Annotated in this window: 20 protein-coding genes; 15 read left to right on the forward strand and 5 right to left on the reverse strand. The window is 34.3% G+C overall.

Annotation, left to right across the window (positions count from 1 at the left end; genetic code table 11):
* Window positions 1-208: 208 nt before the first annotated feature.
* The 5 genes from K322_RS0109785 to K322_RS0109810 all read right to left on the reverse strand — a co-directional run bounded on the left by K322_RS0109785 (window position 209) and on the right by K322_RS0109810 (window position 6,536).
* On the reverse strand, window positions 209-964 hold the full coding sequence (locus K322_RS0109785) for a hypothetical protein (protein WP_026626727.1): 756 nt from the start codon (window positions 962-964) through the stop codon (window positions 209-211).
* A 21-nt stretch (window positions 965-985) separates the two neighbouring features.
* On the reverse strand, window positions 986-1,264 hold the full coding sequence (locus K322_RS0109790; protein WP_026626728.1) for a hypothetical protein: 279 nt from the start codon (window positions 1,262-1,264) through the stop codon (window positions 986-988).
* A 258-nt stretch (window positions 1,265-1,522) separates the two neighbouring features.
* The gene (locus K322_RS19095; protein ID WP_026626729.1) at window positions 1,523-1,948 is read right to left on the reverse strand and encodes a hypothetical protein; all 426 of its coding nucleotides are present in this window, start codon (window positions 1,946-1,948) and stop codon (window positions 1,523-1,525) included.
* 405 nt (window positions 1,949-2,353) lie between these two features.
* Window positions 2,354-3,103, reverse strand: a complete 750-nt coding sequence (locus K322_RS0109805; protein WP_026626730.1) for a hypothetical protein — start codon at window positions 3,101-3,103, stop codon at window positions 2,354-2,356.
* A gap of 142 nt (window positions 3,104-3,245) precedes the next feature.
* The gene (locus K322_RS0109810) at window positions 3,246-6,536 is read right to left on the reverse strand and encodes a DEAD/DEAH box helicase (RefSeq protein ID WP_026626731.1); all 3,291 of its coding nucleotides are present in this window, start codon (window positions 6,534-6,536) and stop codon (window positions 3,246-3,248) included.
* 254 nt (window positions 6,537-6,790) lie between these two features.
* On the opposite strand from K322_RS0109810, the gene K322_RS0109815 reads away from it, so the two are divergent.
* From K322_RS0109815 to K322_RS0109875, 15 genes are all read left to right on the forward strand, one after another.
* A complete protein-coding gene (locus tag K322_RS0109815) occupies window positions 6,791-7,216 on the forward strand; it encodes a Fur family transcriptional regulator (RefSeq protein WP_026626732.1) in 426 nt (141 codons plus the stop codon).
* 129 nt (window positions 7,217-7,345) lie between these two features.
* Complete coding sequence (locus tag K322_RS0109820) at window positions 7,346-7,663, forward strand: DUF6660 family protein (protein ID WP_026626733.1); 318 nt, start codon at window positions 7,346-7,348, stop codon at window positions 7,661-7,663.
* A gap of 83 nt (window positions 7,664-7,746) precedes the next feature.
* Window positions 7,747-10,866 carry an efflux RND transporter permease subunit gene (locus K322_RS19100; RefSeq protein WP_084158557.1) on the forward strand — a complete coding sequence of 1,040 codons (3,120 nt, stop codon included), beginning with the start codon at window positions 7,747-7,749 and terminating at the stop codon, window positions 10,864-10,866.
* Entirely contained in the window at window positions 10,863-12,119 is a 1,257-nt protein-coding gene (locus K322_RS21020) for a TolC family protein (RefSeq protein ID WP_035331850.1), read from the forward strand. The genes K322_RS19100 and K322_RS21020 overlap by 4 nt, the downstream gene beginning before the upstream one ends.
* A gap of 6 nt (window positions 12,120-12,125) precedes the next feature.
* Window positions 12,126-13,322, forward strand: a complete 1,197-nt coding sequence (locus K322_RS0109830; RefSeq protein ID WP_026626734.1) for an efflux RND transporter periplasmic adaptor subunit — start codon at window positions 12,126-12,128, stop codon at window positions 13,320-13,322.
* A 30-nt stretch (window positions 13,323-13,352) separates the two neighbouring features.
* On the forward strand, window positions 13,353-13,694 hold the full coding sequence (locus tag K322_RS0109835) for a P-II family nitrogen regulator (protein ID WP_026626735.1): 342 nt from the start codon (window positions 13,353-13,355) through the stop codon (window positions 13,692-13,694).
* Window positions 13,695-13,720: 26 nt separating this feature from the next.
* On the forward strand, window positions 13,721-13,945 hold the full coding sequence (locus K322_RS0109840; RefSeq protein WP_006801092.1) for a winged helix-turn-helix domain-containing protein: 225 nt from the start codon (window positions 13,721-13,723) through the stop codon (window positions 13,943-13,945).
* A gap of 66 nt (window positions 13,946-14,011) precedes the next feature.
* Entirely contained in the window at window positions 14,012-15,880 is a 1,869-nt protein-coding gene (locus tag K322_RS0109845; protein WP_221407007.1) for a heavy metal translocating P-type ATPase, read from the forward strand.
* Window positions 15,881-15,908: 28 nt separating this feature from the next.
* Window positions 15,909-16,157 (forward strand): hypothetical protein, encoded by a 249-nt coding sequence (locus K322_RS20835; protein ID WP_026626737.1) that lies wholly within the window; start codon window positions 15,909-15,911, stop codon window positions 16,155-16,157.
* A gap of 73 nt (window positions 16,158-16,230) precedes the next feature.
* Window positions 16,231-16,830 carry a phosphatase PAP2 family protein gene (locus K322_RS19110; RefSeq protein WP_260203780.1) on the forward strand — a complete coding sequence of 200 codons (600 nt, stop codon included), beginning with the start codon at window positions 16,231-16,233 and terminating at the stop codon, window positions 16,828-16,830.
* Window positions 16,831-16,842: 12 nt separating this feature from the next.
* Window positions 16,843-17,082, forward strand: a complete 240-nt coding sequence (locus tag K322_RS21175) for a phosphatase PAP2 family protein (RefSeq protein ID WP_317614703.1) — start codon at window positions 16,843-16,845, stop codon at window positions 17,080-17,082.
* 128 nt (window positions 17,083-17,210) lie between these two features.
* On the forward strand, window positions 17,211-18,059 hold the full coding sequence (locus K322_RS0109860; RefSeq protein ID WP_026626738.1) for an RteC domain-containing protein: 849 nt from the start codon (window positions 17,211-17,213) through the stop codon (window positions 18,057-18,059).
* 275 nt (window positions 18,060-18,334) lie between these two features.
* Window positions 18,335-18,868: a dihydrofolate reductase family protein gene (locus K322_RS0109865; RefSeq protein ID WP_026626739.1), complete on the forward strand. Its 534-nt coding sequence runs from the start codon at window positions 18,335-18,337 to the stop codon at window positions 18,866-18,868.
* A gap of 280 nt (window positions 18,869-19,148) precedes the next feature.
* Entirely contained in the window at window positions 19,149-19,511 is a 363-nt protein-coding gene (locus K322_RS0109870) for a MerR family transcriptional regulator (protein WP_006844301.1), read from the forward strand.
* Window positions 19,512-19,515: 4 nt separating this feature from the next.
* A complete protein-coding gene (locus K322_RS0109875; protein WP_026626740.1) occupies window positions 19,516-19,869 on the forward strand; it encodes a helix-turn-helix domain-containing protein in 354 nt (117 codons plus the stop codon).
* Window positions 19,870-19,891 lie beyond the last annotated feature (22 nt).

Consider the following 19,891-nt stretch of genomic DNA (forward strand, 5'->3'; position numbering starts at 1 on the left):
TTTCTGTAACGAAATATAAATTTGTAATACTTGCTTAGGCAAGACGTATTGACTATAATCATCGTCATAAGACGAGAAAAAGGTGCTACCAAGTTCTTGGGAACACCTTTCGTTTAGGACAACATTCATAGGCTTCCGTAATCAGCTATGATGTTGTGCCGGAGGGGGCAGAAATGCTCCCCTTATCTTTTTCCTAATTAATACAGTTTTATTCATGCACTTCACATTTATAAATATTTAAAATATTACTAAGGCTATTTTTAAGTAATATAAATTCATCTCTAACTTCATCAATCATAGGGTTATTTCTATCTTCTGCTTCTTCTGCTCCTGCATTAATTACTGGATAATCAGGAGGGTCTATTTCTGCCATAGTCGGAATAATCTCTATGACATTTCGTATCCTCAAATCATAAAAGAATAATATCTGTTCTGCATACGCTTTCCCAAAATTATAAAATTCTGCTTTTTCATCTTCATCTAAATCAGAACGAAAATTAAGTTTTATAAATTGGCGTATTGAATAATCTAACACTTTTATATTCATAATAATAGCATCAAAAGACACGCTTGGAATAGAGGTGTTATATATTTCACTATAAAGATTATTTAATTCAAATACTCCTTTACCCTCATTTATGCCAATTGCACTGTTAAAGCGAAACCTGAATGCACTATTATTATTCAATATAATAGTCTGTAGATTTAGAAGTTTATTGTAATTATTTTCTTTTTTCTGATTATCATTTATTCTTATTTGTTCTTTGAGAGTAAGATACAACAGAATTATACTAATTAATCCTACAAATGGAGCAGTAATTCCTCCAACTGTATCTCCAATATTTCCCGTTTTAGTGAAATCTAACTTATCAAATAATGTTTCTCTGGTTAGTAGAAAAGGCATCACAAAAATCAAAAGTATTGCAATAGAAAGTTTCCAATTTTCTTTTATAAATTTCATCATAGCATTGTTTTATTACCCTGTTTATTCTTCTTTTTGTGGTCTAATATGAATTGTTCCTTGTCCGCAATACCAATAAGTTATTAAGATAAAATATTTATTCGAAATATTTTGTAGTTTTTGTAATTCTTCTTTACCCAATGGGTATAAATCCCGACTACATTCATATATAGATACTGCCTTTTTAAGATAATCGTCATAGTTTCTATCTATAGCATCATATTCTTTTGATGCTTTTTTTGCAGTATCTTCATCTTCGCTCCAAAAAGTAATATAATGCCAATCCTTCTCATCCCAACTCATAATTAAGTTATTTATGGTTTAAATTAGCAAATTTAGTTGTGAATTAATAAGTTTCAATCTATTGCCTCTATAAAACATCGTAGGATTAATAAAATACACCCCATTTTGGTAAACAGTAGCCCAACTGTGACGCATTGTATTAGTTGTCTTTTTCTTTAATCTCTCATTCTTGCATATCTCCTTTAATCCCTTGTTTACATTCTCGTAAAACCCTTTCGGGTCACGATATCTGTTTCTGAAATTGAACAGAAAACCATCTTACCCTTTGTATTTCTCAAACAAATCCAATATTTCAGGTCTGAGAGTAACTTCGGTATAGGCATCGTCTCTGACTGTGCGTATTTTATGTCTGTAATAGCATAGTTTACCATTTTTTAAGCGGTAATTCGCCATGTCATATAAATCAATGGTATTGATCCTGACCATAAAAAGCATCAATTTAGCTACGTCCTGTGCTATTTCCTCCTTTTTGCCTTTAGGCTCTGCTGCGAATAATATTCTGATTGAATCTATATCGGAAGCTTTCTTTTGTGGTTTGTCGCATTTAGGTATCTCCAGTTTATAAAAAGGATTATTGGCAGTAGCGATAATATTAATCTCATAATCGTTGTACTTATCACGTCCCGCCTCAAAAATAGCCTTCATGTTCGTTGGATATTTCTGTTTTGCTCTGGCTGTTCCCATCAGAGTTTGAATTCAAGCTTTTAGCTCTTTTTGCCTTATATCCTGAAAAGTAAGGTTTCTTATCTGTAAAATGTTTTTTGAAAGATGTCAGGAGCATCGGAATAACCTTCGGCAGTCTTTTCTCTATTGTCCTTTATGAGCTTCTTTATATATTCCTCACAAAACGGATAGAGAGGCATGTGAATCTTTCTCCTTATATCCTGCTATTCAGTGTATTATAATTTAAAAGAAGCTGTTGGTTATTAATTAGCAACGCTTTTTTACAGCATTTTAAGCAGTTATTGTCTATGAATTGTCTGCCTCATCTCTAAAACCAAAGATAGCAAAAAAAATAATATTTATCCACTTCTATTTCAATCTTTATTTAGCATCTTTTCACATCGAAAATATTAATTAGAGCATATACTATCTATTACTATCAAAAATTTTAAGACAATATTTTAAACCTTTCAGCTCTCCTCTTAATTCATTTCGGTTTTCTAATGTATCATCAAAATTAATCATCCTATTTTCAATAGATTCTATTCTATCAATAATCTGTATTCGTACTTCATTAAACGCAATATCTGCATTTAGAATAAGACCTTTAATAGGTTCTCTATTTTCTATTAACAGACTTAATTGCTTGTAATATTCGTCTTTCAAATTCTTGAGATTTTGCGGATCATGCAATAATTCTATTGTTAGATTGAAGAGTTGCCTCATCACCTCTTCCGGCAAAGTATCTAATTCTTTCCTTGCTGTATTTCGTCCTCGAATTCCACTATATCGGGAAAAATTACAATAAAAATTATCTATATCATTATTAATATCTATAGTTACGTGCTTAGAATCTGTAAAAAGATATAATTTACAGGCCTTTATGCTATATTTAAAGTAATACTCTCCATTTTCTGAAAAAGATTCACTCAATTTACGAATTGTACTTGTATAATATGAATCGAATATTTCGGGAATGATACGTTTCACCTTCACATATTCACTAGCTAAAGTAACTTCTGATTTATATTCCTCACTATAACTAATTTCAATATTGGGAACATATTCCCAATCCTCATTAATCGATACATAAAGATACTTATTAACAAGTTCTAATGTATCTCCTCTTCTAATATAGGGAGAAATACTTTTTATAAGGTAACATTTATCTTTCATAGCACGCTGTAATATTTTAGTCAGTAAGAGTACAAAGAATAAAGAAAGATCATTGAATATTTATTCAATATAACTATATGGGTATTTGTTTTATTGACTTTGTTATGTTTACAAAATTGGTAAATGGAATCATCATAACCGATTATTCGTTTGTAATTATAAAAAATTCATTTCCAGTCCTTTTTAACAGTAAATCAGTTGCCCCCAATAAAGACAATAACTCCGAATTATTAATCAGTTTATTCTTCTGAATTCCAGGCTGAACAACATATATATGAAACTCAATGTCACAATAATTAGATAGCAACATATTTTGGATTATAAGTAATTCATCGTCTCCACCTTTCTCATATCTTGACGGATTTTCTTGCGCAAGTCGGTTGCTATTCCTGCGGTTCATGTGGTTCAATAACTCCATTGCATTATGCCGCCAATGATAACTTCTTTGCGCTTGGCCACATACTTCATATAAATCTTTTAATCGCCCTCCAACTTCTTCTTTAGAAGAGAATTTACAATGATATAATTCAAATATAAGCTTATTATGTTCTGATTCATATCCTTTTATTGCAATAATGTCGCTTGCCTCATTTGCGTCATCATCATCAAAAATAATATCATATTCTGGTTCTGCTTTCAGGCGTTCAAGTATTCTGTATTGTATGGAATCCTCTCGCTTAGTTTTTTTCTGTGATTCTTTAGTAATATCAATACCATCCCAATTGTAAGCAATTATCTTTTTCGTGTCGAAAATTGGAGATTTGTAGTTGAACAAGAAAAATAAGTCATTGTACATTTTCGAATTGTCCTGAAACCATATGGTAGGTGGGTATTCAAAGAATAGGTCAATAATATCTTTATCTTCTTTTCTTTGACTTACAATAATTGGATGGCCTTTAATGAGGATATATTTATATCCTCGTCCATTTTTATCCTCGTCTAATTCTAGTCTATATGAAGAAACTCCAAGTCCTGTAATGATGTCAAAATCAACAGTATGAGAAGTATATGCAACTAATTTAACATTGTAGTCTATTAGTAAGTTAGAACTATAAACTGCCGATTGTGGATCATAATAAAATTTCTCATTCCATTTTATTGATATTGGAACTTTCCCTTCAGGAAAGTTAGATATTCTATCAGGCTTTTGGATAAAATCAAAAATATTCTTTGTATCAATTGTTTCATCTAACAGTTTAACTCCTGTTTTATCGCACCATTCGCAATATTCTGGGATTGATTTAACTAATTTTGTCCATACACGCCCCTTATTTGAGCAACCAATAGTTATTTTTTCTCCTTCCTCATAGCCTGTTCCAAATAAATTCGAACTATGCATTCCTTTTTCAATCTCACTTAACCCTTTTACTATCCCATTTCCAGCATACATTGTAAAGCTAATCGGACCATCTAAATGAGACTTTAATCCAAGATTGAACAACTCCAACTGAAATACATTGTGTAAAACCCTATATATATCACCTTCATTATATAAAGAAATATTTTTACCAACCAATGCTTCTGCTAGTTTATCATGGGTAGAACCATTATTAGAACTGTTAATATATAAAAGTTTCTGTTCAGGATTCAAATATGCAATGTATAGGTCATATTCAGTATTAATTAAGTCGTCGATTTTTCCCCAAAGAACTTTGTCTGTACTTCGTACTATAATTATCTGTAAATTCTTTTCGTTATGTTCAACTGCAACCATTTCATATTTTTTGTTTTTGAAATATTCAGTATATTTTTCAGGGTGCCAAAGAACATCATTGTCATATAACTTAAAAACAACAGTACTCATAGCAGGCATAATATTTCGTATTGGAATCTTATATGGTATTGGCACATCTGAAAAGTTTCTAAAGAAATTTTCTTCCTTGACAATATTTCCAATAATATCTTCATTTGATTGGCTTATGATTTTGTCCCAATCCGAATCTTTACGATACAATTCGCTTAGCACTCCTTTAAAGCTATTATCGACGATGTTAGCTATAATAGTAGCCGGACCAAGGTTACTTCCCGTTGTTCTTGTGAACCTTCCAATAAACTGAAATGAGGTGGTAATGTTTTTATGCATCTCATGCATTGCGCAAATTTTTAATTGAGGAAGATCAAACCCTTCTCCAAGCATGTCTACACAAACAATAATTCGATGTCTTTTTTCTTTAATACCTTCAAGTATTTCCCGCTGCAAAGTTTTTGATATACCACTATGGATAAACACAGGAGAATACTCCGAGTATTTTTTATATATCTGCTCGTAAACTTCTTCTGCTTTCGATCTCTCATCTACACGAGCCATCAAGATATGGTCATATCCAGCTTCAAGGTCTCTTTTTAGTGTTTCAATAGCCTTTTCTGCAATTTTTTCATCGGCTGTAGCCGGATTAAAATCTACAATAGGGGCAAATATAATTTTCTCATAATACTTATCTCTTTGTGCTAAAGACAATGGGTAGTTGTATATAGTTTCTCCTTCAATCCGACCTCCATCATTTCTGAATGGGGTTGCAGTAAACAACAACACAGGCTTTCCTGCCGCTTCAAAATTTAGTTTTATTTCTTTCCATGTTTTTGCTGCAATATGATGTGCTTCATCTACAATCAAATTATTACATTGCTGAACAATTAATTTAAAAATATCACTTTTCCCTGTCTTTAGAAGGTTTGATAATATCTGAGGTGTAGAAACAATCACATTAGCATCTAATAATTTCTCTGCATCTTCAATTGTATCAATGGTTGTTTTAAGTACAGATACTTTGGGGTAAAGAGCGGAATTTGCAATAATATCAAATGGTTCAGCTTTAAGAATACCTAATCCTATAAATTTATTGGAAATCTGTGTTCGCAGAGAATCAGTGGGTACTATAACTAATGTTTTTTCATTTTGATTTGCTATTAACAGGCAAAGCATTGTTTCTGTTTTTCCTGTTCCTGTAGGCATTATAACTAAAGCAGGCTTATTTGAAATGCTCCAATGTGCTAAAATTGAATGCAATGCTCCAGTTTGTGGTGGGCGTAATCCGTATTGTACTATATCTCCTATTTCATTCCGTTTTTCTTGTTTGTATTGAAATGCGTTATTCCATGACGAAACGATATGTAAAATAGATGGATGCTTGCCTATGAGTAGTTTCTTTTTACAATTTTGAATGTTTCCTAAATCTAGTTTTTGGTTTTCATCCAACTGAAGGTAGAATACAGCATCATAGGCTTTGGGATATTTATCTTTATTCTTTGAAAGAAAATAGACAAATCCATGCACAGTTCGAAACTCATAGCCGGAAAAGATATCGCCTTCATACTTTTTAAGGATACCCTTCTCTTTCCCTATATAATAGGTCTTTTTATTCTTTCCGACTGGAATAGAAATTTTGACGGAAAAATCAATATATACGTGTTCGTCTGGAAATAAACTATACATAATTAGATTTTAGATTGTTACACTATAAAAATAATTAAAATCATTCTAAATATATCGAGATTTATGAGCCAAGTTATCAACATGTTAATTATTATCACCTATTATTATAGACATTTCTCAAAAACGAGCACACATTTTGTAAAAAATCTAACTTTAGAAGTCTTAATGCACAAATCTAATTAAGTTTTGATTTGTATATTAATTTTCAATAAAAAACATAACTTTATAAACTCTATATTATAAAATACTGCATTATGAACAGTCTTTTTGTAAATCTATTAGAAGAGCGGGATATAAAACCAACAGCTATTCGCATACTGGTACTAAAAGCGATGCTTGAATTTGACAGGGCGTTTAGTTTGTCCGATTTAGAATCTCAACTTGATACCGTAGATAAGTCTACAATATCAAGAACAATACATTTATTTCATGAGCATCAATTAATACATAGCTTCGATGACGGCTCAGGCTCTGTTAAGTATTCTGTATGTAGTCGAGATTGCCATTGCAGCATTGAAGATATGCACGCTCATTTTTATTGTAATCATTGTAAAAAGGCATTCTGTCTGGATAACATATCTATTCCTGGATTTCAATTATCACCCGTTATGCAAATAGAAAGTGTAAATCTTGTAATTAAAGGATATTGCGGCCAGTGTAATAAGCTCATTAATTCATGATATTTGCTATCTACAATCTTTTTTTCAATAAATATACAAACTATTAAAACCCTTCTTTAACAAAAAATAGAAGTCTGCAACTGAGTTGCATAAATTTATTTTTATATTTGTAGCATAAAGAAAAACAAAATGAGACCATTTGTCTTTATTATAAGTATTTATTTTCTGTGTCTTGCCTTGCTTCCATGCAATTGCAATATACAAACTATAGATTCTTTACAAGATAAGACAGAACAGGTTTCAACTGCTCATAGTGAAAGCGATTCTGCTCAGGAAATATGTACTCCGTTTTGCACATGTTCCAGCTTTCACAATCCCAATTTTATAGCAAAAAATAGCTTTGACCTGCGAAATATAGATAGTACTCCGGTCAAGAAGATTGCTATTTATAATGAAAACCAAACTTCATCTCATCTGGATAGTCTTTGGAGACCTCCTAAGGCTTAAAATATAACATTCTTGTATCCAATTGATACGTCTAAAGGTAGATGTATCGTACAATCCTATTGTTATATTTTAATATTCAAATTATGTTTCAAAAACTGATTAAATTCTCGATAGAGAATAAATTGGTAATTGGAGTCATGACTGTAGCCCTCATTATTTGGGGGACTTATTCCCTGTCTCAATTACCATTCGACTCTACCCCTGATATCACCAATAATCAGGTGCAGGTCATTACTCAGTCTCCATCCTTAGGAGCACAAGAAGTGGAGCAGTTTATTACTACTCCCTTAGAAATGGCTTTAGCCAATATTCCCAAAGTTATAGAAAGAAGAAGTATCAGCCGAAGTGGCTTATCCGTTATAACCATTGTATTTAAAGAAGATGCTGACATTTACTGGGCACGTCAGCAGGTAGACCAGCAACTAAAAGAAGCGGAGGAGGTTATTCCTCAAGGAGTAGGTAAGATTAGTTTAGCTCCTATATCTACCGGATTAGGAGAGATCTATCACTATACAATACGGGCAAAAGAAGGCTATGAAGATAAATACAGTATATCCGACTTGCGTACCATGCAGGATTGGATCGTTAGAAAGCAACTATCAGGTACAGAAGGTGTAGCAGAGATAAGTGGCTGGGGTGGTTTTGTAAAACAATACGAGATAGCCATTAACGCGGATAAACTCAATGCTGTAAATATAACAATCCCAGAATTGTATACTGCACTCGAAAACAATAACGAAAACACAGGAGGGAGCTACATTGAACAATACAGTAATCAGTATTTCATACGAGGGTTAGGTATTGTCAAGTCTTTGGAAGATATAGAAAGAATACCGATTAAAACAGTCAATGGTACTCCTATCCTTGTTCGAGATGTAGCAAAAGTACAGTATGGAAATGCAACACGCTATGGAGCTGTAACCCGAAATGGAGAGGGAGAAGTTGTTGCAGGTATTACCCTGATGTTGAAGGGAGAAAACTTTCAAGAGGTAATCAAAAATGTAAAAGAGCGTATGGCTCAGGTACAAAAGAGCTTACCGGAGGGAGTCATTATTGAGCCGTTTATTGACAGAACACAATTGGTAGACAGAGTAACGAATACTATTACCAAAAACCTGATAGAGGGAGGATTGATCGTTATCTTTATCCTTGTACTTTTCTTAGGGAATTACAGAGCCGGATTGGTAGTTGCCTCCGTAATTCCTCTATCTATGCTATTTGCATTTGGTATGATGCGTGTATTTGGTGTAAGTGGAAACCTAATGAGCCTCGGAGCGATCGACTTCGGATTGATTGTGGATGGGGCGGTCATCATTGTCGAGGCCGTCTGTCATCATATAGGAGTCATGAAAAACCGATATAAGGGGAGGTTGCTGACACAGGCAGAAATGGATCAGGAAGTATTTGATTCGGCATCTAAAATAAGGAATAGTGCGGCATTTGGGGAAATCATTATCATGATTGTTTATATTCCACTTTTCACTTTGGTAGGTATAGAAGGTAAAATGTTTAAGCCAATGGCCATGACAGTATTCTTTGCCATACTCGGTGCATTTATCCTATCTCTAACTTATGTGCCAATGGCTAGTGCGTTGTTTTTAAGTAAGAAAACTGAGCACAAGCGGAATATCTCAGATAAGCTAATGGATAAGCTTAACAGTTTCTATCGTCCTATTATAACCAAAAGCTTGAATTGGAGCAAAACTCTAATCATAAGTATGGTTGCACTGTTTGCAGTCAGTGTATTCATGTTTAATAGAATGGGGGGCGAATTTATACCTAATCTCGAAGAAGGCGACTTTGCGGCAGAAATAAGTATGGCTCAGGGAACGTCCTTGTCACAGATGATTAAAAGCTGTTCTCAAGCTGAAAAAATACTTAAAGAGCAGTTTCCTGAAGTAAAACAAGCCGTAAGCCGTATTGGTAGTGCTGAAATCCCTACAGATCCGATGCCTATTGAACGAGCGGATATGATGATTGCTTTAATTCCTAAAAAAGAATGGACATCAGCCAAAACCAAAGAGGAGCTGATGGAAAAGATGGAAAAAGCTATTGGAGAGATACCCGGATTAGGAGTGGAAATGACACAGCCGATACAGATGCGAACCAATGAGTTAGTGACAGGGATTAAACAGGATGTAGCCATTAAAATTTATGGAAATGACCTGGAAGTACTTAGCGCATCTGCCAATAAGATAGCCTCTTTGATAAACAAAGTAGATGGAGTGAGCGATCCGTTTGTTGAAAAAGTTACCGGATTACCACAGGTTCAGGTTACTTATAATCGAGATCAATTAGCAAAATATGGTATATCAGTCAAAGATGCCAATATGGTACTTAAAACAGCATTTGCCGGAAATGAGGCTGGATATGTGTTTGAGGAAGACCGTAGATTTGATTTAGTATTAAGAATGGATAATGATCTGAGAAATAATATCTCTTCATTAGAAAATCTATATCTGCCCCTTTCTTCAGGAGGAACAATCCCTCTTTCTCAGGTAGCTGAAATTAAATATGAAGATGCGCCTGCACAGGTAACACGCGAAAATGGAGAGAGGCGAATTTATGTTGGATTTAATGTCAGAGGACGTGATGTCCAAAGCACTGTGTTTGATATTCAGAATATATTAGACAAAGAATTCAAACTACCGGCAGGATATTATTATACATACGGAGGACAATTTCAAAATCTGAAAGAAGCAAAAGACAGATTGATGGTTGCCGTTCCATTAGCATTGTTATTAATACTCTTTCTTCTATATGCCACATTGAAAAGTGTAAAAGAGTCCTTGTTTGTATTCTCTGCTATACCACTTTCGGCTATTGGAGGCATCTGGGCTCTATGGTTACGTGACATGCCTTTCAGTATTTCGGCAGGAGTCGGGTTTATAGCTCTGTTCGGTGTTGCGGTATTGAATGGTATTGTCCTGATTGGGCAATTCAACATATTTGAAAAAGAAGGGATGACAAACATTCGTGAGAGAGTAATCGAAGGGTGTATGCTGCGCCTTCGTCCGGTAATTATGACTGCGCTTGTCGCATCATTGGGATTCCTGCCAATGGCATTATCTACAGGCGATGGAGCCGAAGTGCAAAGGCCTCTCGCAACAGTGGTAATAGGAGGATTATTAACTGCCACGGCTCTAACATTGGTTGTGTTACCTTCTATCTATAAAACATTTACTAAAAATAAACAGGAATGAAAACAAAAATAATAATATCGACTATTGTATTCATAACAATGACTGTTGTTTTAGCTCCGGCTTTATTTGGGCAAAATACAACAAAATCATTGGAGGAATGCATTCAATCGGCAATAGATAACAACCTGACCATGAAGTCGGGTCGTATCTCAATTGAAAGAGCAAAAGATTTACAAGGAACTGCTTTTAATATTGATAAAACAAGCTTTTCGTTAAGTCAGGACCCAACATCAGGAGGAAGTCCTGATAATAGCATATCATTAAGCCAAAGTTTTGAGTTCCCTACAGTGTATGGTTCTCGCAGAGGCTTATTGAAAGCCGAAACGAATCTGGAACGAAGTAATTTGGACGTTACACGCAATGAACTCGTAAAAGAAATATCAGCAACATATTATCAATTGCTTTATGCAAAGGAAAATATCAAAATATTACAGGAACAGGACAGTATTTATGGTAAATTCTTATTCCTCGCCAACGCAAAGTTGAAATCAGGGGAAACAGGACGTTTGGAACAGATGAATGCTGAACGACTCTATAATGAAAACAGAATTGAGTTACAAAAGGCTGAAAAGAATTATCAGAGCATACAACTAATCTTACAACGCTGGATGAATACAGAAGAGGCAGTCGAACCTGTTGAGCCTGCTCTGACTGTTTTGGATGCGGCCTATCCTTTTAATGATTTCAATCCGGAGCAAACACCACTTGGTGAGGTTTATGCTAATAAAAAGATCATAAGCGAAAAGAACCTCAGTGTGATTAAACAAGGATATCTGCCCAGTTTCAATTTTGCATTGAAAAACCAGTTTCTTATAAAAGGATTTAATCCATATGATTTACAAAGAGAACGTTTTGACAAAGGTAATTTCATGGGTTTTGAAGTAGGAATAAGTGTCCCTCTGTTTTTTGGAGAACAAAGAGCCAAAACAAAAGCTGCTAAAAGAGAAGTCGAAATAGCAAGGGTTCAGCAGGAAGAGGTTATGCTTACTATGCGTAAGAATTATCAGACTTATCTGAATGAATATACCAAGGCTAAAAATGCTTTGGACTATTATTCACTTCGTGGCAGCAAACAAGCAGAAGATATAACACGCATATCACAGGTTTCATATGAAAAAGGAGAAATAGATTATGTCGAGTATATCCAGAATTTAAAAACCGCAGTAGAGATACATTTGCTATATGCAAATGCTATCAATGACTACAATCAAACAATCATTATGTTAAACTACCTCCAAGGAAATAAACAATAAAAAATTATGAAAACAATATATATAGCGATAATTGCTCTGTCTCTTATATTTTTAGGGTCATGCGGACAAAAGCCTAAAAATGATGTAGAAAAAGAAAAAGAAGGTACAGAAGAATCTCATGGTGGCGAATCGGTAGAAGTAGAGCTAACCGAATCACAAATGAAAGCTGTGGATATTCAACTTGGCAAAATTGAACAGAGAGACTTAAATAGTATTATTCGGGTAAATGGCGAAATGGCTTTGGATCCACAGAAAAAAGCGGAGGTAACCTCTTTGTTAGGAGGGATCATCAAACAGGTAATGGTGATTGAAGGTCGAGCCGTGAGTGCCGGACAAGCTGTAGCCTATCTCGAAAATACGGAAATAGTGGAGTTGCAAAAGAATTATCTGACAACTAAAAAAGAGGCATTGATTGCTGATCAAGAATACAGAAGGCAAAAAGATTTATCCACTCAAGGTGCAGGGGTTGAAAAAACTTTGCAGCAGGCAACAGCTAATTACGAGATAACTAAAGCGCAGCTAACAGGTTTAGAAAAGCAACTAAGACAATTATCCATTAGCCCCGAACAGGTTTCTTCAGGTAATATGGTTACTCAAATTCCGATAAAAACTCCTATTTCAGGAACTGTCAGCAAAATCAATATCAGTACCGGAAGTTATGTCGATATGCAAACACCGCTAATGAGTATTACTGATAATGCAGGTATACACTGCGATGTTAAAGTCTTTGAGAAAGATATTAATATGGTAAGAATCGGCCAGGAAGTGGATATTACTCTCACCAACCAACCCGGTGTTAATCTCAAAGGTGAGATTTATGAAATCAACAAGTCTTTCGAAGGGGATACCAAGGCAATTATCGTTCATGCAAATATAAAAGGTAAGGCAGATATTAAATTAATTCCGGGTATGTATGTAACGGGATTGATTAATGTTGGAAAACAAAAAACTGATGCTGTACCCAATGATGCTATTATCAGCAATGAAGGAAAGAAATACATATTTGTGTTAGAGAAAGAAGCTAATGAAGAAGGTGTAAAAACTTATCATTTTGAAAGGATTGAGGTATTGACAGGTATAAGCGAACTAGGATATACACAGATAACTCTGGTAAATAAACTGGAAGAGGGTGTGACTATCGTTAAAGCCAATGCATTTTATTTAGCATCTATGAGTACAGATCATGGTGAACATGGTCATTAATCTTTTTGAAACATTAAATAATAAAATCACATGAAAGAGATAAAAGCTTTTATTAAACCGTTTAAGGTGAATGATATTCTAAGAGAACTACTTGATGCAGGATTTCCAAATCTTACTGTTTCAATGGCTGAAGGTACAGGGCATTTAAAAAGTGAAGATGCTTCTTTATCCATGAATTTTGCACTTACCAATAGTAAAGTTGCGAAGATTGAGATAGTGTGTAACAATGATGATGTGGATAAAATAATTACGATAATATCAACATATGGTAAAACAGGTAATTCAGGAGACGGTATAATCTATGTCTCTGATGTTGAAAGAGCAATCAGAGTCAGAACCGGATTGCCTGATGACAGGTGGCTTCTTGATTAGTTATTAATTTTTAAAATAGAGTCAAGATGTTGAAAAATGATATTGGAATAAATGCCGGAGTAATATGGCAATTATTGTCTAATGAAGGAGCATTATCCGTAAGACAAATAGGGGAATTGACCGGATATAATGATAAAAACATATGTTTAGCATTAGGATGGTTATCTCGAGAGAATAAGATCCAGTTCATTTACAAAAATGAAATACTCTATCTTGAGTTGAATAGCTCTACGAGTGAAATGTATTATTAAATACTTATAGTAATGAATACAGAGAATAATTATAAATGCACATCTTGCGACTCTACCGAGTCGCAGATGTTTGAAAATAACTGGAAGCAGTATATCCCGGTTTCAATAAGTTTACTTATGCTACTTGTTGGTATTGCGATGGATAATTTTATTCCAGATATATTTAACGGCTATCTTCGTTTAGGGTTGTATATTATAGCTTACATTCCTGTTGCCTTTCCCGTTTTTAGGGAAGCCGTTGAAACGATCAAGGAAAAGGATTTCTTCACTGAGTTTACCCTTATGGGAATGGCTACACTTGGAGCTTTCATTATAGGCGAATATCCCGAAGGAGTAGCTGTAATGGTATTTTATACGATTGGTGAATTGTTTCAAGATTCGGCTGTGAATAGAGCCAAAAGAAACATTAAGGCATTGCTTGATGTACGTCCTGACACAGCAACTGTTTATAGAAATGACTCATATCAGACAATATCTCCAGAAGAAGTGGAAATTGAGGAAGTTATTCAGGTAAAAGCCGGAGAGAAAGTTCCCTTGGATGGAATAATGCTTGCATCATCTGCAAGTTTTAATACGGCAGCATTAACAGGTGAAAGTAAACCTAAAACTATTTCAGCAGGCGAGACTGTACTCGCAGGAATGTTGAATCTTGATAAAGTAATCGAAATTAAGGTTGCTAAAAAGTATCAGGATAGCTCTCTTGCCAGAATCCTAGAAATGGTGCAAGATGCAACTTCCCGAAAAGCAAAGACAGAGTTATTGATTCGTAAATTTGCCAAGATATATACTCCGATTGTATTTCTATTAGCACTCCTTATTACAGTCACTCCTTATTTTCTGGTAAGCGACTATATATTCAGTGAATGGTTATCCCGTGCATTGGTATTCTTGGTAATCTCCTGTCCTTGCGCATTAGTTATTTCTATCCCATTAGGCTATTTCGGCGGAATCGGAGCAGCTTCTAAAGCAGGCATACTCTTCAAGGGAGCTAACTATCTCGATTTAATGACTAAGGTCAATACAGTCGTGATGGATAAAACAGGTACTTTGACCAAAGGTGTGTTCAATGTGCAGAAAGTTGCGTCGGTCGATGAAGATAAGCAAGAGGAATTTGTCGCTATTGTTGCTGCCATAGAGAAATTCTCAAATCATCCCATTGCTAGAGCAATTGTTCAATTTGCAAAGGATTCAGATAATTATACAGCTACAGATGTGGAAGAAATATCAGGGCATGGACTTAAAGGGATCGTAAATGGAGAAGAAGTATTGGTGGGCAATGCTAAGTTGATGCAGAAATTTAATATCTCTTATGACAGAACAATTGAATTTATAGTTGAGACTATTGTGATTGCAGCTATTAATGGAGAATATGCGGGCTATATAACAATAGCGGATGAGGTAAAAGATGATGCACAGGCTGCTATTTCAGATATGCATTTATCTGGAATCAAACAAGTTGTAATGTTGAGTGGGGATAAATCTTCCATAACGAATAATGTAGCATCCAGCCTTGGTATTGACAGTGCCTATGGGGACCTCTTACCTGAAGATAAGGTTCGTCATATAGAGGAACTGAAAACAGAAAAGAATAATGTCATTGCTTTTGTCGGAGATGGAATAAATGATGCTCCCTCACTGGCATTAAGTGATGTTGGAATAGCAATGGGAGGAATGGGGAGTGATGCTGCTATCGAAGTGGCCGATGTAATCATTCAGACAGATCAACCATCCAAAATAGCAACTTCTATTAAAATAGCTAAAGCTACAAGGCAAGTTGTCATACAGAATATAGTATTGGCATTCTCGGTTAAACTGATTGTACTTATTTTAGGTGGTTTTGGTTTGGCTACCATGTGGGAAGCAGTCTTTGCTGATGTTGGGGTCTCTCTGCTAGCAATACTAAATGCGGTCAGAATATTAAAAATGAGATTCTGAAAGTCTTGCGACTAACACTATTATCGTCATGAGTAAAAAGAGACGTATAAGAAGATTAGCAGCAAGAAAAGAAACTCCATCAAAACTGAGCCCTATTATAAAGCGATATCTGTCTTTGATCAGTATATCTATAGGGGCTATTATCGGTTTTATCATATGGATTTTGTTTTTCAGATGTAAGAATGAGCATTGTATTAATTATTATAATCCTATCCCATATATGGGGGTTGTTGGCTTCAACGCATGGATTATAGCTAATTATATTTTCAGAAAGTAATTTTTCAAAATTTCGTTTGGCTGGACACAACTCTTTAGCTCAGCCAAACGAATCTTATTATTATAAAAAAACAATGAATAACATATCGGTTTGTATTGTCTTATTCTTGCTCTTATTTCAATCGGTAAAAGCGGATACAGTAGATAATGATACATTACAAAGCAACTACCCAATCATCGATTTTTCGATTCAGGGCAGTGATATACCTTCTACTAATTTAATTTCTGTAGATACAGTCATTTCTGACAAGATAAAACCTGTAAAACAGCTTAAGTTTTCATATAAGCAATTAATTATTCCTTCGGCTTTAATTGCTTATGGTGTATTTGAAACAGCTATAGAGCATAATTATTTGCTTAACAGGCAGGTAAAGCATGAAGTAACAGAACATATTGATTCGAAGTTTACCATAGATGACATTTCTCAATATGTTCCGGCAGGAAGTGTATACGCACTGAATTTAATGGGGATAAAAGGTAAAAATAATTTTAAAGACAGAACCTTTATTTTAGGAATATCTACTCTTTTTATGGCAGCATCAGTAAATACGATAAAGTATTCAACAAAGATAGAGAGACCAGATAAATCTGCGAAAAACTCTTTTCCCTCAGGTCATACAGCGGTAGCTTTTATGGGTGCGGAATTTCTTTGGCAGGAATATAAAGATGTTTAAATATGGTATGGCATAACAGGCTACACCATTGCAACCGGAACAGGGATATTTCGTTTATATAATGACAAACACTGGTTTGCAGATGTTATTGTGGGAGCCGGACTCGGTATTCTAAGCACCAAGGCTGCTTACTGGCTTTATCCCTATTTGCAGAGGAAGTTTATGAACAAAGGTACATTTAGCAAACAAATATCTTTTAGCCCTTTTTATAATGGAAAACAAGGAGGTCTGGCTATAGCCTTATCTCTGTAATATAGCTATTGTTGGAGACATGTCCTATATGAACTAATTATAGGCTTGAGCGATTATTATGACTTATTCTTTCTTCGACTAGTCTAAAATAGGAATCTAATACGTAAAAAACAGAATACAATAATATAATGGAGCAATTTATTCGCAATATAAAAGAAAATATCAATAAAGAAATTCAGCTTATTGATTCTGAGGAATGTAATATCTTTCAGAAATCTATTAGTATTATTTCATTATTGGAGTCTACATTTGATGAATTAAAAGAATTTGTTTCAAATTATACATTTAAAAGTACGCTTGATGAAATCACCTTTTTTAAAGAGACGAAACCTCAACTTTTTAGCATTCTAATTTACCATAGAAAGATATATAATCTTGAAATGCGAATGCCGACAGGAAGTTATATTGATCGGAAAAATTATTTAGAAGGTATGTTAGGTCGCATAAAGTATTTCTTTGACAATAACGCTGATTTTTATCAATATTATCGTTCGGGAAGTACCCATCTTGATAAGTATTATTTTCTAAGAGGTAAGCCAGATATTCAGTTAATTCTCGATTGTTTCTATTTCGAAAGAGACTCTAAGTTCTCCACAAGCTTCGATTTTAAGGTTGCAAAAATGATTGCGAATGAAAGATTAACTGTCTATATCAACAACAAACTTTTAAACATTGATGATTTTGAACGCAATTTTCAGAATGATTTTAATTTACCTAAAACAAGACTTACATGGACAGCTAAAAAAGCAGAACTTGTAGAACAGATTTATGCATGGGATAGTGCAGGATGTTTCAATAATGGCAATACGAATATAAAAGAGCTCGCTGAATATATTGAGACGGTCTTCAATATCAACTTAGGAGACTTTTATCACACATTCCTTGAAATTCGGGAGCGTAAAGGTAGCCGGACTTTATTTTTAGATAAATTGATCAAGCTTCTCGAAGAAAGAATGGATGGATTGGACAATAAATGAATCGAAATAATAACTTATATTTGTATGAATAAAAAGAAAAAAAGAGGTATCCATAATACCTCTTGACATATATAACATAACGTTCACGTAAACGTCTCGCTGTGGAAACTGGTAATTTTTGGAAGGACGAGACGAAATGTGCAATGTTCATGCTATGCGAAAGTATAGTGTGGACTTGCTTGTTTCGTCCTTCGGGTATACCAGTACCTCACAGCGGAGCAATGCAAGCTCCACACTTCTTTTTTGTATATTGCACATCTAAAAATATTTTGACTATGAGAAAAATAAAATTATATATTGCAGCATCTATCGATGGATATATTGCTGATATAGACGGTGGTTTAGACTGGCTCTCAGCATATCCAATTACACCAGAATTGGACTATGGTTATGACGAATTCTTTAATTCTGTTGATAGTGTAATTATGGGAGGTAGGACTTATCGGGATATTCTAAATATGGATGTAATATATCCATATAAGGACAAAATATCATATATAATTACCCGAAATAAGATGAATAATCTGAAAGAGAATATTCATTTTATTACTGAGAATATAATAGAAACTGTATCAGAGATAAAAAAACAAGAAGGTAAAGACCTCTGGCTTGTGGGTGGAGGAGAAATTATTTCCATATTTCTTGATAATGATTTAATAGATGAAATGATAATTACAACTATACCAATTATACTCGGTTCAGGAATTCCATTATTTCCCAATACAGCCAAAGAATCAACATGGAAGCTACACAACACCCATAAATACAATAATAATGTGCTACAGGTTGAATATCATCGAAATATCTAGCCTTAAATATTATAAAAATAAAATAAATACCCAAGTTTATCCCATGCTTGGGTATTTATTTTTCCATACATTTCTACATGAAATAGTCCTAAAAATAGCCATCAACAGCATAAACTACTTCACTGAAACCACAAACCACAGATTCCCTTTAGACTAAATCAAAATATTCGATTGAAGAATCTTATCTATTAGTCAATTAGACATTTATTTGAAAATAGTCATCCCAACTTGGGCTTTCAAAGATTCTAAATATCAGACCTTTGCTTCAAACAAATATGACATGGAAGTTATAACAATAGATTCAGAAGCATTTAAAGAATTAATCAGAAAGATTGATTCGATTACCGACTACATCCGAAACAATGACACGTCTAGTACATCTAAAGAATTGGACGAAGTATGGGTCGATAGTTATGAGGTATGTACCTTTCTTCGGATAAGCGAACGTACGCTGCAACGCCTTCGCTCCAATCAACTTATTTCATATTCCATCCTGTCGGGAAAAACCTACTATACTATAGGGGAAATAAAGCGTATTCTACAGGAGCACTTAGTTAAAACCGGAGAAGAAGCTCTTTCTGATCTGATCAACAGTCACCAACAGTATATTGAACGTAGGAAAAGAAACAAACCTAAAAAGTAAGGTTATGATGATAGACGACGAAATATTCGAATCCAATATAAAGGGTCTTGCCAGACTACTCAAACGCATAGATGAAAAGGTCGATAAGCTATTGGTCTCTGAGAATAGCGGTGTATTGGAAGAGCGTTTACTCGACAATCAGGATATATGCCTTTTCCTTAAAATCACCCCTCGTACTTTACAACGTTATCGTAATCTGGGATTGCTACCTTTTAAAACGATCTGCAAGCGGAACTATTATAGGGAATCAGATGTCAAGGTATTTATTGATCAATATTTCGGAGGAAAAGATAAACCTACTGATAAAGATAAATGGCAGAAGAAAAACAGCTCCAAAAACAAAGAAGATATCCAATAGCAGATCATTAAAATTCTTTTCT

The organism is Indolivaga capnocytophagoides DSM 22835 (assembly GCF_000426485.1).
In the GTDB taxonomy this organism is placed as follows: domain Bacteria; phylum Bacteroidota; class Bacteroidia; order Bacteroidales; family Dysgonomonadaceae; genus Dysgonomonas_A; species Dysgonomonas_A capnocytophagoides.

Coding starts and splice junctions, on each gene's coding strand:
- K322_RS0109785 (WP_026626727.1), bottom strand. CDS start 964: ATGATGAAATTTATAAAAGAAAATTGGAAACTTTCTATTGCAATACTT.
- K322_RS0109790 (WP_026626728.1), bottom strand. CDS start 1,264: ATGAGTTGGGATGAGAAGGATTGGCATTATATTACTTTTTGGAGCGAA.
- K322_RS19095 (WP_026626729.1), bottom strand. CDS start 1,948: ATGGGAACAGCCAGAGCAAAACAGAAATATCCAACGAACATGAAGGCT.
- K322_RS0109805 (WP_026626730.1), bottom strand. CDS start 3,103: ATGAAAGATAAATGTTACCTTATAAAAAGTATTTCTCCCTATATTAGA.
- K322_RS0109810 (WP_026626731.1), bottom strand. CDS start 6,536: ATGTATAGTTTATTTCCAGACGAACACGTATATATTGATTTTTCCGTC.
- K322_RS0109815 (WP_026626732.1), top strand. CDS start 6,791: ATGAACAGTCTTTTTGTAAATCTATTAGAAGAGCGGGATATAAAACCA.
- K322_RS0109820 (WP_026626733.1), top strand. CDS start 7,346: ATGAGACCATTTGTCTTTATTATAAGTATTTATTTTCTGTGTCTTGCC.
- K322_RS19100 (WP_084158557.1), top strand. CDS start 7,747: ATGTTTCAAAAACTGATTAAATTCTCGATAGAGAATAAATTGGTAATT.
- K322_RS21020 (WP_035331850.1), top strand. CDS start 10,863: ATGAAAACAAAAATAATAATATCGACTATTGTATTCATAACAATGACT.
- K322_RS0109830 (WP_026626734.1), top strand. CDS start 12,126: ATGAAAACAATATATATAGCGATAATTGCTCTGTCTCTTATATTTTTA.
- K322_RS0109835 (WP_026626735.1), top strand. CDS start 13,353: ATGAAAGAGATAAAAGCTTTTATTAAACCGTTTAAGGTGAATGATATT.
- K322_RS0109840 (WP_006801092.1), top strand. CDS start 13,721: ATGTTGAAAAATGATATTGGAATAAATGCCGGAGTAATATGGCAATTA.
- K322_RS0109845 (WP_221407007.1), top strand. CDS start 14,012: ATGTTTGAAAATAACTGGAAGCAGTATATCCCGGTTTCAATAAGTTTA.
- K322_RS20835 (WP_026626737.1), top strand. CDS start 15,909: ATGAGTAAAAAGAGACGTATAAGAAGATTAGCAGCAAGAAAAGAAACT.
- K322_RS19110 (WP_260203780.1), top strand. CDS start 16,231: ATGAATAACATATCGGTTTGTATTGTCTTATTCTTGCTCTTATTTCAA.
- K322_RS0109860 (WP_026626738.1), top strand. CDS start 17,211: ATGGAGCAATTTATTCGCAATATAAAAGAAAATATCAATAAAGAAATT.
- K322_RS0109865 (WP_026626739.1), top strand. CDS start 18,335: ATGAGAAAAATAAAATTATATATTGCAGCATCTATCGATGGATATATT.
- K322_RS0109870 (WP_006844301.1), top strand. CDS start 19,149: ATGGAAGTTATAACAATAGATTCAGAAGCATTTAAAGAATTAATCAGA.
- K322_RS0109875 (WP_026626740.1), top strand. CDS start 19,516: ATGATGATAGACGACGAAATATTCGAATCCAATATAAAGGGTCTTGCC.